This window comes from Vibrio rotiferianus (assembly GCF_002214395.1).
In the GTDB taxonomy this organism is placed as follows: Bacteria; Pseudomonadota; Gammaproteobacteria; order Enterobacterales; family Vibrionaceae; genus Vibrio; species Vibrio rotiferianus.
In genome coordinates this window covers 1670929-1684494 of record NZ_CP018312.1, presented here as the reverse complement: position 1 = coordinate 1684494, position 13566 = coordinate 1670929, and the positions used below count along the sequence as shown (strand labels likewise).

General features: G+C 46.1%; 9 protein-coding genes. 2 read left to right on the top strand and 7 right to left on the bottom strand.

Annotated features, from left to right (window positions below; all coding sequences use genetic code 11):
• Positions 1-16: 16 nt before the first annotated feature.
• From BSZ04_RS16950 to BSZ04_RS16940, 3 genes are read right to left on the bottom strand one after another with little or no spacing between them, the layout of a single operon-like run.
• Positions 17-2827, bottom strand: a complete 2811-nt coding sequence (locus tag BSZ04_RS16950; protein ID WP_088880933.1) for an Hsp70 family protein — start codon at positions 2825-2827, stop codon at positions 17-19.
• Positions 2828-2882: 55 nt separating this feature from the next.
• The gene (locus BSZ04_RS16945) at positions 2883-4847 is read right to left on the bottom strand and encodes an Hsp70 family protein (protein WP_088880932.1); all 1965 of its coding nucleotides are present in this window, start codon (positions 4845-4847) and stop codon (positions 2883-2885) included.
• Positions 4847-5479 carry a DUF2760 domain-containing protein gene (locus BSZ04_RS16940; protein ID WP_005434042.1) on the bottom strand — a complete coding sequence of 211 codons (633 nt, stop codon included), beginning with the start codon at positions 5477-5479 and terminating at the stop codon, positions 4847-4849. Before BSZ04_RS16940 ends, BSZ04_RS16945 begins: the two co-directional genes overlap by 1 nt.
• A 285-nt stretch (positions 5480-5764) precedes the next feature.
• Here BSZ04_RS16940 and BSZ04_RS16935 point away from each other — a divergent pair, with 285 nt between their 5' ends.
• Together BSZ04_RS16935 and BSZ04_RS16930 are read left to right on the top strand one after the other, a co-directional pair.
• Positions 5765-7306: a sensor domain-containing diguanylate cyclase gene (locus BSZ04_RS16935; RefSeq protein WP_088880931.1), complete on the top strand. Its 1542-nt coding sequence runs from the start codon at positions 5765-5767 to the stop codon at positions 7304-7306.
• Positions 7307-7388: 82 nt separating this feature from the next.
• Positions 7389-7919, top strand: a complete 531-nt coding sequence (locus BSZ04_RS16930; protein ID WP_010447770.1) for a 3'-5' exonuclease — start codon at positions 7389-7391, stop codon at positions 7917-7919.
• Positions 7920-7976: 57 nt separating this feature from the next.
• On the opposite strand, the gene BSZ04_RS16925 is transcribed toward BSZ04_RS16930, so the two are convergent.
• The 4 genes from BSZ04_RS16925 to BSZ04_RS16910 form a co-directional block, all read right to left on the bottom strand.
• On the bottom strand, positions 7977-8297 hold the full coding sequence (locus BSZ04_RS16925) for a hypothetical protein (RefSeq protein WP_052447937.1): 321 nt from the start codon (positions 8295-8297) through the stop codon (positions 7977-7979).
• Positions 8294-10777 carry a reprolysin-like metallopeptidase gene (locus BSZ04_RS16920; RefSeq protein WP_088880930.1) on the bottom strand — a complete coding sequence of 828 codons (2484 nt, stop codon included), beginning with the start codon at positions 10775-10777 and terminating at the stop codon, positions 8294-8296. The genes BSZ04_RS16925 and BSZ04_RS16920 overlap by 4 nt, the downstream gene beginning before the upstream one ends.
• 264 nt (positions 10778-11041) lie before the next feature.
• Complete coding sequence (locus BSZ04_RS16915; protein ID WP_029560965.1) at positions 11042-11482, bottom strand: tellurite resistance TerB family protein; 441 nt, start codon at positions 11480-11482, stop codon at positions 11042-11044.
• Positions 11483-11625: 143 nt separating this feature from the next.
• Positions 11626-13566 (bottom strand): alkaline phosphatase D family protein, encoded by a 1941-nt coding sequence (locus BSZ04_RS16910; protein WP_088880929.1) that lies wholly within the window; start codon positions 13564-13566, stop codon positions 11626-11628.

The following is a 13566-nucleotide window of genomic DNA, read 5'->3' as shown; positions in this document are numbered from 1 at the left end:
TTATAAGCGTGAGAGCCTAGTTATTTACCAGCGTCAGACCGCTTGGTAGTGCATCACCAAAGATACGCTTCGATTCGCTCTCAGATAACTCTTTGACTTCTTCAACCAGCGATACCCAAGATTCAGGTACCTTGCTTTGCTTCAGCTTAGTGAGAACTTGTTCACGGTAGTCGTCAGAGATATCAAATAGGCGGTCGCCCGTCTTACGACAAATCATTACGGCTGCGAAAGCGATCATTGGTTCTTTCTGCCAGTCCTGCTCTAACAGCTTAGGCAACCACTGTTCCGCTTGTTCACGAGGAACGACGTTATGCTGACTGCCATACAAAGGGGTACGTGATGCCAAGCGACCCATTGCCCACCAGTGCGCTTGTTCGAACTGATTGTGGTTGATGGCTTTGCTCAAGAACCACGTTGCCAATAGAACTTTGTCTTCGACTTCTAGGTGTTCAAGCGATGCCGCTAATCGAACCATGGATTCATAACCCATGTCTTGTGCCGCTTTGGCTGATTGTGGGTTTTTCATCGCGCCAGGGTGTAGGTATTTCGCGATGTCCGCCAAGATGGTCTCTTGCTGCTCTTGGCTCAAGCCACCTGCGATGCGACGCCAGAACACCCACCAGTCAGTCCAGCCTTGATGGTTCTTGAACTGAATGTTTTGTTGGTAGAGACCCCAAACTTGCTCAATGCGCCATGAGTCGGTTGGATCGCCAAAGCCCGGACGCAGTGCAAAGCCTGCCAAACGAAGCCAGTTTTTCTCGTGTTGTTCAGAACGACGGCGACGCTTACGACCTTGTGCAAAGGTATCGAACAGTTGACGTAGGGTCGTGAAATCCCATTCGTCGCGCTTGCCAAGTTTCTTCTCAAGATCTTTGGCTAAGGTTTTGATCTCTTTACCATCAGCGCTTTTTTTATTGCCACTGTAGATTCGACCGATCAGTTCTTTACACTCATTGAGGCGAGGGTGCAGTTCAACCTGATCGCTTTCCTCGGTTTGCTTATTACGAACTTCGAATTCAAGTTCCCAACGTTTGCTGTCTTCTTCTGCGCTGACACATTCCATCTTAAGCGTGCCGACTTCGGTCAACTGACACGCAAGTTGTACTTCTACACGCTCTTTCTGGTTGGCTTGCAGTTCTGCGCCTTCACCTTCAAGGGTGGTGATATAAGGCGGCAGAGGAGCAAACAAGTCAGGGTCAACGTCAACCATCACACCGTTTTGAATTGCGGTGTTATTGGTTAAGGTGTCGTGGGTAGAAGTCAGCAGGTTAAAGCGGACGGGTTCTCCTAGGGTAAGCGAGAAACGACGGCCACTTAAGCGGATCTCGTGACCTTCTTCTGTGCCTTTTGCGAGCAAACAGAGCGCTTTGCCCATCTTGTTCTTTTCTTGAAGGTGCAAGAAGTAAGAACGCGCTGCACCACCACCAATTTTAAGTTGTGCGCCACGACGTGCTTTACCAAAGGCAACGGCACCTAGCGCAACAGACCAATCTGGATGTGGGTTGTCTAATACCGTAACCGGAGCACCGCGCCAATTGGAAAGGAGGGTAGTGACACGTTCTGTCACAAGCTCACTGTTGAACACACCACCATTAAGTAGCAAACCAACGGGAATGGCGTTTTGTTTGTCGTCTTCAATACCAAGAGCGGCACGAGACACTGGCTGATGCGTCGTTAAGAACTCGGCAACATGTTTGCTCACTGCTGGGTCAGCGACGTATGGAAGACCAAACTCAACAACCGCGCTGCGGCGTTTGTCTGGTACTTGACTGAAATCAGAAAGCGGGAAGAAGCCATCTAAAGCGATTTGGTGCACTTCTTGTTTACTCAGCCCAATACTTTTTGTTCCGCCAAGAAGTTTTGAGCCGCTGCCCAGCATGGTGATTTTTACTTCTTCAGGTGCATTCGCTGAAAGCAGGTTCTCTTTCGCCTTGCGAGTTTGCTGAATCAGCTTAGTCAGGCTTGCTGCAGTGAGTTTCTTACTCTGGTTGAAGCGGCTTTCCGCAAGGTGCGCTAATGCTAAGTCGAGGTTATCACCACCAAGCATCAAGTGTTCACCCACACCAATACGATCAAGGGCTAGCTCATTATGTGAAGAGAAACTTGCTTCAATCAAGCTTAAGTCGGTGGTACCACCGCCCACATCGCACACCAGAATCAGCGGTAACTCTTTGAGTTCATCGGCTGCGGTTTGTTGGTGGCGTGCATACCAGTCGTAACATACGGCTTGTGGTTCTTCGAGTAGGACGATTTTTTTCAAACCTGCCAACTCAGCAGCTTCAAGTGTGAGCTTACGAGCTGTTTCATCGAACGATGCTGGAACGGTCACAACCACATCTTGGTCTTCTAGCTTATTGCTAGGATGACGGTAGTTCCATGCTTGACGAATGTGGTTGAGGTAGCTTGCGCTGGCAATGACGGGAGAGACTTTATCTACATCTTGCGCACCAGCCCAAGGAAGAATGTCTGAGCTACGATCCACCGCCTGGTGTGATAGCCAGCTTTTAGCACTGGATACCTGACGTCCTTCCACCTTAGCGCCTAATTCACGAGCCCATTCACCCACGATCACATTACTAATGTCGCCAGATACAGGTTCGTTTTCCCAAGGGAGTGTTAGGTCGGAAGGGGAGATTTGACCAACCGCAGGGTGATAGCGGAAAGAGGGCAGCAATGGTTTACGAACCACTTCACCCGGGCCAATCAATTGGTCGATGTCGAATAGGGATACTTCGGATTGTTCAAGGTTGTCGGTGATTTCACAATACGCCACCACAGTGTTTGTGGTGCCAAGGTCAATACCAACAAGAAAACGAGGAGATGCCATACAAACCTTCGTGTATTTAAAAACGGCACCCGATTGGATGCCGTTTGATTTCTATTTATTCTTCTTCGTTTGAGTCGCTTTTCGCGTCTTCGCGCACATCGAACTCAACATGCCATTTTTGACCGTTATCAGCGGCAATGGCTTCTAAGTAAAGCGTACCAAGCTCTGTGACGCGAGAGGCTAGGGTTACTGGAACCACTTCACCTTCACGACGACCTTCAGATACTGGCAGCGTTACTTGGATTTCTGGTAGCTCTTCAAGCTCTTCTGGTGCCCAGTAGTCTAGGTGAGTACCTGCTAGGTCATCACGACGAACGGTTGAGCCGAAGAATTGGAAGTTAACCGGCTGACCGATGATCAAACCAAACTCTTGGCTTGGTACGTCAACGCTTGAGCCTTCTTCCATACCAAATGGTGCTACACACAGTGCTTCCATTGGAGGCGCCATGCCCGGAATCGCTGGCATCGCACTTTCGATACCCACGTAGTACGCCGAAGCAATACCACCACGGATACGAACACCTTGACCACGACGTACAGAGCCGTAGTAAGCCGCACCGCTAGCAACCGCAAGATCGAGATCCACACCTGTTAGGCGTTTCGCCATTTCAGCATCTGCTTCAAGTAGCCATTCGTTGATCGTGTCTTCTAGACGAGTCGCTAGAAGTTTCGATTTCAGAACACCGCCGTTGAATAGGATTGCGGTTGGTTTGATGAAGTCAGCTGACTGCGCTGCATCCGCACCTGGCATACCAGGCATGTTAGCGAATGGGTTGAAATCTTGAGCTGCTGCTTCGCCGACATTTCCTGAAGCGGAAAGGGCATTAGCTTGCTTAGACAAGAACGCTGCAATGTGACGAGTAATGCCCGCATCTTGTGCGTAAGGCAGACCCATTTGCGTTAGTGCACCACGGTTACGTTGAACAGGGTGGTCCGTAATCGCAACTTGAGGGAAGAAGCCGTCAACCAGTGTTTGTTGTACTTCTTCTTGAGTCAGTTCTGTTTTCAGCGTTGCGCCAAGCAGTTTAGAACCACGGCTTGGTACCACGATTGGCACTGATTGAAGTTCGCTGTCGTTCAATAGCGCTTCTTTCGCATCACGACATGCGTGCGTCATCGCCTGAACCTGCCATGGCTGTAGCTCTTTGCCTTCTTGCGCTAGCTTCATCTTCAAGCGGTACGCAAGTGCAAGGTCCATGTTGTCACCGCCAAGTAGGATGTGTTCACCTACCGCGATGCGGTTCAGAGTTAGGTTGCCGTCATCTTCAGTTACTTCAACCAAAGAAAGGTCGGTTGTACCACCACCGATATCGACCACAAGCACGATGTCGCCAACTTCAACTTCGTCGCGCCATTTGTCGTCGCTGTTATCAATCCAGTTGTAAAGCGCAGCTTGTGGCTCTTCTAGAAGCGTTAGGTGCACAAAACCAACGTTGCGTGCTGCTTCTGCTGTTAGATCGCGAGCGGCAGGATCGAAAGAAGCTGGAACTGTAATGGTTACGTCTTGATCGGCAAGGTTGTGGTTTGGATTGGTATGATTCCAAGCGTCTTTTAGGTGCTCTAGGTAAAGCTCTGTCGCGCGAAGAGGGGATACTTTTTCCACTTCTTCTGGGCTACCCGCTGGTAGGAATGCATCACGACGGTTCACACCAGCGTGGCAAAGCCAAGATTTCGCACTTGCAACAAGACGAATTGGTGTTTTTGAACCTAGGTTACGTGCAATCGCACCAACCAGAGCTTTTGGCTCACTCGACCACGGAAGAACGCGTGATTGCGGGTTCATTTCGTGCTCGTGCGGCTGATATAGGAAAGAGCCTAACTGGCTGCGAGTCTCTACTGTGCCTGGCGCAGTAAGTTGCGGGATAGGCATTACTTCAACGCGAGCGTCTTCATCGTGTGTATCAACAAAAGACATCACACAGTGTGTTGTACCCAAGTCGATACCGACACTGAATTTAGGCGTCTGTTGAGTTTCAACAGACGCTTCTTGAGAATGGTTTTCTTGGTTCATGTGTTCCATTAAAGCTCAACCTCAGCTGGAGCGATCACAGATGCGTCGTAGTTCTCTGCCAGTTTAGGCAACGTCATTGATGTTGCTTTCCAACCTTTGTGAACTAGTGTGCCGTTGAATGGCGCGCTACCTGTTACGTTACCTGTTAGGCGGATTTCTTGTGGGTTGAAGCCTTCTTCAACCGTAATGCGAGTTTCTTCGTCTTCGTTGCGAACGTGTGCTAGCGTCACGTAGTCGTTCAGTACTTTCTGACCGCCAGTGTGAATTACGCGAGCAGCTGCGCCCACCTCTTCATCAGAGAATGACGTTAGGTCTTCTTTTAGGAAGTCAATCAGACGAGCTTCTTGCTGCATGATAGAAAGTAGCTGCATTGCAGAGTCTGTAGATGCCGTTGCAAGTTTCGATTCAACTTCTACAACACGTTCTACGACTTTCTCAACTTCCACTACTTTTTCTACTTCAACGATCTTCTCGACTGGCTTCTCAACCTCGACGATTTTCTCGACTGGTTTTTCTACCACTTTCTCGATCACTTTAGATTTACGAGATACCGCGATAAGAAGAAGTAAAACGCTCGAAGCCGCAAGGCCTGCGTGAAGCATATCGAACGTTTGAGGAATTAGGTTCAAATCAATGTTCATGACATTTTTCTCTTTCTATTGATTTATTGGCGCTTAGTATTGGCTCATATTTATTAACTAAAAGGATCGGCTTTGCGATCTGCACCAAGTTTAGACACTAAAATGATGGCGGATGTTAGCATATTCAAGGCTTAAGACTGTAATAATTCATGAATATACCTCATGATTAGCATGAAAAATCAACGATTAGATATAGATAAGTGCAATGTTGCTTGATGTTTACACACCTCTGGCGCAGTATCGTACAGCAAACGACGTTAAACACGCTTTTGACGTGGATGGGGCATGACTAGAAATACACTTCAAGAACCTTTTTTCTCTCGCTACAAAGCAACATTGTCTGCCTTTGGTGCGTCCGTGATCATTACGTGGGTATTTGTTTTCGTCGCCTATGTGATTCAGCAAAAGTACACCGTTACCATTTTTGATAGCTTAGCTCAGAGACAAGCTGAGTCTTTAAAAACTTACGTAAAAACTGATTTGGCCTTCATCGGTTCTGGCGCTAATTTCTTTCATTCGATAGACAAAAAGCACTGGGACAGATTTCCTATTTTTGCTCGCCAAGTTATCGATAGCTCTCCGAGCTTAATCGGTCTGCAGTGGATGCAAAAAGTCACGCCTCAACAGCTACCTGAACATGTAAAGCAAGTGCGAAAAACGTTCCCGAATTTTGAGGTGTTTACGGTTCCAAAAGATCAGCCCAAGACCTTCGGTTACATTCTTCCTGATGACAAACCTGTTTATATCGCTTCTGATATTTACCCTAGAACACAATCAAATATCGATTTACTTGGCTTCTATTCCTCGAGGCTAAGGTTTGATTTGATTCTGGAAGACATTATTGCCAGTGGTGGGGCTAACATTTCAGATAAAGTTCGCCTTTTACAAGATGGCTATGATCGTTCGTTAGATAAAACAGGGCTCTTGGTCTACCACCCAGTTTTCGAGCAGGAAAGCAAGGATCTGCTAGGGGTTGTTGTCGGGGTAGTGCGTAGTACTGTTTATTTCGATGATTTGATCACTAAAACGGCTACCGAACTAGAGATGCTAGTGAAAGTAAGCGATCTTGGTTTTGACGCATACGATGACCCGGTGCTGTTTCAAAGCGAAGATTGGGATTCGCACGATGGCGCTATCATCAAGAAGACCATCCAGCTTCCTAATCGAGATTGGTTAATTGAATTCAAATTATCGGATATGGTCTCTCCTTGGGATCGCTCAGTACTTTATGGTATCGCCTTTGGTGGTCTTATTATTTCTGTCCTTGTCGCTTACATTGTTAACTTACAATCCCGCGAGAAGGAGCGTCTTGCGAAGATGTTAGAAGCCAAAACTCGTGAGTTAACATCGATGGCAGAGCGTGATCCTCTTACACACTTATATAACCGACGAGCTTTTAATGATCACTTGCTGCATTTCATTAATGACGGCGTTGGCTTTACCTTAATTGGTTTTGATATCGATTGTTTCAAGCAGATTAACGACAAGCACGGCCATTTGGTTGGTGATGAAGCGTTAATTCATGTGACTAAGCTTGTCTCTGCTAATTTGAACAAAGGTGATAGATTTTACCGTTCCGGCGGTGATGAGTTTTGTATTCTTAGTCGCGTGACGGATAAACCGAGTTTGGAAGCTTATCTTGAAAAACTTCGTGGTATCGTTGCAAGTTCACCAATGGAGTATTCAGAGAGTATCGTGTTGTGTTCTCTCAGTATCGGTGCTGCACTTCATGATGGTGAAGATCCGGAAGCTCTTTTTCAAAAAATGGATGTACAACTCTACCTTAGTAAGAAAAATGGACGAAACTTAGTGTCGATTGCTGATTAATTCAGCGAGCAAGTTCGAGTTTTGATATTGGTTACGGTAGAATCCAACGCTTTCAAATTTACGCTAGGAATCAAGACAAACTATGAATCATAACCGTGTCGTGTGCTTTGATTTAGAAATGTGCTGTTGGAGTGAGAACGGCGTAGGCCGCACTGGAGAGATCATCGAAGTAGGTCTAGCGGAAATAGATTTGTCTAAAGGCGAAATCGTCAAGCGCGCACAATACTACGTGAAACCGGAACATGATGAGGTCTCGCTATTTTGTGTAGAGTTAACGGGCATTACCCCACGTAAGATTGAAAAGCAGGGCCGACCTCTAGAAGAGGTGCTTAAGTCGATGTTGAAGAACTTTGGTGGTCGTAACAAGATCTACGCTTCTTGGGGGCGTGATGATCTTATCCTGCTTGAAGAGTGCCAACAGAAGGGCATTGATGCACCATTTACTGAGTTCATTAACCTAGCTACCTTGTACCGAATTCAAAATCGCCTGAAAGACAAGCGAATTGGCCATAAAGCGGCACAAGAAGCGAAAGGGATTGAGTGGGAAGGTCGCCAGCACTCCGGTTATGTGGACGCTTATAACTTAGCGAAACTTGCACTGACCATGCTATAGAGATTTAAAAAGGGAGCGATGAGCTCCCTTTTCTATTTGAAGTGATTAAATTGCATTTTACTGCTTAGCTTTTTTGCACTTTGGATACATTTTCAGGTTATATTCCGCGGCATATTGGGTTAAAAGCTTACGTTTTTCTAACTCTTCATCATCTCTTACGGTATCACTTATTCCTTGGATGATTTTTACCCCGCATAACTTAGCAGCGAACGCTCTTTCTTCAGTCTCTATACCCGGAAGAACATTACCACGTCCAGGCACCTGAAAAAGACGGTAATCTTCCGCGTTGAGCGCTTTCTGTGTATCTGCTTCTACTTGCTTTTCGGCAGCACAACCAGTCATGGCAACCAGAGCAAAGGGAAGAATTACTTTAATCATTTATTTCTCCTTACCCAAAATGCTGCAAGCATGAGCAAACCGAACCAGTTTAAGCTACCGCCTGAAGATGATGAACCACCACCAGTGCTCGGCTTTGCCGCAACATTGATTGTTACCATTGCGGTAACCGTTTGAGATGCCTCGTCGGTGATCGTGTAGGTAAATGAATCAACACCCGAGAAGCCTTGTGCAGGTTGATAGCTGACTTCTGTTCCTGAGTTAATGACTGAGCCACTACCAGTGTAATGTATTGCACTGATCGTTAATGCACCATGACCCGCATCATTCGCTAATACATCGAGTACTGTTGCTGAGTTATTGTGGTCAAGATCATAGCTATCATTTAGTGCTGAAATCTCGGCAGTGTTGGAATTGACAGTAACGGTCAGTGTTCCTGTCGCCGTTTGGTTTGCACCATCAACGATTGAATAAGTGATGGTTTCACTCCCAACAAAGCCCGCTTGAGGTTGGTAGTTGATCACTGTATCTGTGTGAGAAACCATACCTGCACCACTGTAGCTAGCTGCTGTGATCTTAAGTGTGCCTTCACCTTTATCGTTATTAAGTACATTGAATGATGTTTCAGCGCTGCCTTGAGTAATCGCGTAGGCATCATCAACCGCTCTTACTTCTTCTGGTACCGCAACTGAGAAACCTTTCGAAACAGCAAAGAAGATATTATCACTACATTGGATCATCAAACGCGCATTGTTAGATGCTTGAGCAGGGAAGCTTACCGATTCCAAACCATCATTATTGGTCGCAGAGAGTAAGGTTTTATCGAATGTCATACCGCCATCGGTTGATAATCGAATATCAACGGCAGAACAGTTTATCGGGGATTGAGCTGTACCAGCTACGTCCCATTCGATATTTGAACTCCCCAATATTGTTGAGCCTGCTGTAGGTGTGATCACAACAAAAGGTCCGCTGTTACGATCGACTGTTACCAACGTATCATCACTCGATACACCACCATTACCATCTCTTACTGTGAGCCTGAAGTTTAAATCTCGGCTGGTTGTCGCGTATGTTTCACCTTTTGTCAGTGTACCATCCACCACATCTTCCAACCTTGGTAGATAACGCGTAGGCTCGGATGTTGGCATCCAAGAACGGAATAGAGGGCCGCTGCCATAATCGTTCGTTAAATTTGAGGTGCCCGTACCAGAGTCCATCTGCTCCCATACATAAGTCAGACTGCCAGTGCCTGTTGCTGAGCCAGTTAGTACCAGAGGTGTACTGGCTGGAACGGTATAGTTGCTACCTGCATTGACTACGGGTACTTCGGTTGCGGAAGTATTTACGGTTCCACAGCTTTGAGTTGCAAGATAGTCGTTGATCTCTTTGATGCTGGCGGCATGGAAGTAGGCGTCTGAGTTAAGTTGTAAATTATCATCGCCACAGATACCAGCATATCCCATGATCGTGCTACCACTTCCGGGCTCGAAAGCGGTTGGATTGTTGCGGTTTGAGCCTTCGCAATTCCACATATTGCCGTTGAATGTGTGGTTTGCACCAAATTGGTGACCGAGTTCATGGGCAACATAGTCAATATAAAATGCATCGGTTTCTGGGACGTCACTGCCTGTGACACCAGCCCCTTTCCTAAAATCATCACATACTGAACCTAGCGCGGCCAAACCACCGCCACCAGTGGTAAAGATATGACCAATATCGAATGCGTCACTACCAAACTGCCTAGTCAGATCATCATGGTTGCGATCAATGTCGGTCTCTGCATCAGAATCGGTAAACGGGTCCGTCGCTGCATTGGTATATATATTGAAATTCACTAGCTCAAGCTGCACGGCTAAGTCTGATTTATATACCTGATTTACTCGGTTGATGGCTGTCGTGATCGCAGAGCGAGTCAAGGATTCAGTACCACCATGATATTGTGAGTATTCACCAGTTGCAGAGACGATCAGCCTGTAAGTGCGTGACTCAATATTTGCGCGTGATGCAAGCCGATTTTGCGCCATTTTTACTTGGTTATTCTTTAAAACCTGATCCTGGAATGGGCTAGAGAGTTTGTGGTTGTAAGACACATAGTGACCTGAACCATCAGGCTTTGGTTCCACGTAAACATACTCGCCATTGTGTAGAAACATGCCGTGGAACCCTTTCGGCGTGTAATCGAATCGGCCTTGGATACTGGTATCACCAACGGCATGGCCAGTGTACGTTCTTAACTCTGGATATTTTGCCTGCATGTCAGGTGAGAGGATGGAGTCGTAGGCTAAAACAAAGTCAATTAGCTCTCCATTAGGTAAAGGCACCTGAAGCGTTAAATCACCCCTAGCTTGACCATTTGCAAAGTGACTTTTTAACTTGCCCGCATCAACGGCAAAGGTCGTTGATGATTTGCTACTTGTTGATCTTTCGGAAAAGACAGACTGCCAAAGGTCGTTGGATAAGGCATCCGTACTGAACATCAATGACAGGGATATTGCGCCGACTAACTTGTTGTACTTCATTACCATTCTCTGATGTATGTATTGTATGAGTTAAATGTCCAATGAAAGTATTATAGATGCGGTGAATGATCAATAATTTATAAATGCAACCAGTGATTTACGTAATCGAGTTCTAGATTTTTCCCTATTTAATGTGCTTACAGAATAGTGGCAGCTAAAAACAACGTTGCCGACGTAGGCTCAATGAAAAATTGGTCACTTTCAGCTGCCTAGTAAGGGCGTTTTCTCTTGTTTTGAATAGTTTTAAAGATGTTTAGCCGTATGCTAACTCGCGGAAAGTTTTGCACGAATGAACTCACTATGGTCGACATAGAGCAGCTCTGCTGTTTTGCGAATCACGGCATCTTCCAATGGATCAATTTCACCGTCAGCGTACGCCACTTCCCACATACTCTTGATAAGTTCATAGCGAGTTTCTTGTGAAAGCTCACGCAGTTGTGAAGTAAAGTCATAAAGAGAAGTCGATTCCGCTGACTTACTTTGAGCTTGAGTAAGCAGTGTACTGGCGTCTTCTTCCGTCAGCGAAAGTAACTTCATAATTAAAGAGTGTTTGCTGGCTTGCTCTTTTTCATCGATTTGGCTGTCTGCCCCAGCTACCTCGCAAAGGAGACATGCTATTGCCATATTGGGTGACAGCGTGTTGGACTGGCTAAGGTCTGAGCCTTCAATAAGTTGTTTAAATAATGAAGTAAGCGAATTAAACATGTTAAGCACCAAGCTGTTATCTATTTGTTTAAGATGGTATTGGTTTGAACAAATCTCAAGGTCTTGATGAAATTTGATCAAGATCTCATACGAATGAGAGGACATTATTGCTCAATACAGAATTTGACCACTAAAAAGTGGATTTATTCCTCAACCTTCGTTGGTGGGAAATGTATTGAGTTACCTTCGCCAGTTAAAATACTGATATTACTTGGCTTACCATTTTCATCTAATCTCAGTTCACCAATTGCGCTTTGATTTACTAATCGGTAGAAGTTGTGATTACTTGGGGCTCGTTTAAAAATTTTCAGACGCTTACGTTTAGTAAACCAGTTCAGCGGTGAGCGGGGGCTGTACAAAAGTCTGTCCATCGCATCACAAGCTGACAACAACTGAGCAGGAAATTGGTTCTTAATCCCGCTACAGGTGATTTGGTAGATGTTCGGACTATTGCGGCGAAAACGCAGTTTGATGTCGTACGCGAAAGAGTAGTGTACATCTCCGGAAAGAATCACAAAGTTGGTCGGCGTTTTAGTGTGAGTGAAAATACTGATTAAGGTATTCGCACTGCCCGGATGAGCCATCCAGTTTTCTGCGTCAATCAGCAGCGGTTGGCCACAGCTGGTCATGATGCGTTGCAGTGTTTCAATAAATTTTACACCGAACATTGGCGCAGCCGAGACGACGATCACTTTGTCTTGATGCATCAGTTCTTGCTGGAACTCGATCAAGGCTTCCCAATCCATCAAGCCAGATGGTTTGTTCATGCGTGATTCCGAGCGCCAACGACGAGTTCGGGTATCTAGCACCACCACTTTGGGTGAAGTGTGGATGGTATAGTGCCAGTCTTCGAATCGATATAAGTATTGGATGAAGTCGTCTTGAGACTCAGGCGTTAGTTCATCAAAGTAACGGCGTGCATGTTCAATAAAAGGTGCATCGAATTTTTCTGGTGCGTTCCCCCAACCTTGGCATAACCAATACGCGATTAAGCTATTACCGATAATTCGATTGGAGAAGCGATTCTCATAGGCGGACTTTTCCCAGCCAACGGTCAGGTTCCAGTCGTCAGTAACGTCATGGTCATCAAAGATCATGTAAGTTGGGACGTGTGCCAACAAACGTTGAACTTTATCTAAGCCTTCGATAAATGCATCGATATGGACTTTCTCATCACGCCAATGTTGCTGCCATTTTGGCTCGAGCGCTTTTCCACCGTTCGTGAATTGTTTATCCAATAAACGTTCGCGATTGACTAACGTCCAAGGTACTGGAGACCAAACGAGTAGGTACATTGCAAACAGTTCAGCAAAGCTGATTAAGTGGTTTTCACATTCACGTGAGCTGAAAATTGGTGTTCCCCGATGAGGGAAAAGCTTGGTGAGTAAACTGCCATCATCTACGTAGTGGGGCAGGATGTTATCTCGGCCATAAAAGCAATCTGGACTTTGATACAGTTCTTGCGTGTTTTTAATTGGCGCTTGTTCGAATTCTTCATCAGGCAAGCCTAGTAGCTCTACCAATTGTTCGATGGCATCCAGCATCGGCCCAGCCACATGATCGGCATAGATTTGGTCGCCGCTCATGAGCAGCATGTCAGGACGCTCAGTGATTTGCTGGCTGGCAACCTTGGCGTCTGCTTGGACTAGTGTGTCTTTACTAAAATGATGTGGGTTACGGCAAGAGCCGTGCAGTACATAATCAGCTTTCTCGCTAATTAAAAATTCGACACCTTGCGCTGCTTGCTTGTCTTCTCCATAGATAAGATGGGGCATCAACTCGGTTAGCAAGCCGGATTGAGTATGGAGCTGATAACGCAGTGCTTTGTGGGTAGGAAATTTGCCTTGAAGTGTCAGCATACAAACCCAAGCGCGTTCGCCAACTTGCAATAGATGCTCTGCCGATACGGGCTGGGAATAGTATTGTTCACTCGTGTTTGCATCGCTGATTTCAACCAAGCCTTCAAGAGGTTGGGTAGTCACCAACCAAATGTTCACTTCCGTCGCGGTGACTTTTCTTAAAATCGGACCGGCAACAATCAGAGGAAGGGAGGAAAGTTCGTTGGTATTGAGCAATGTTGGCAA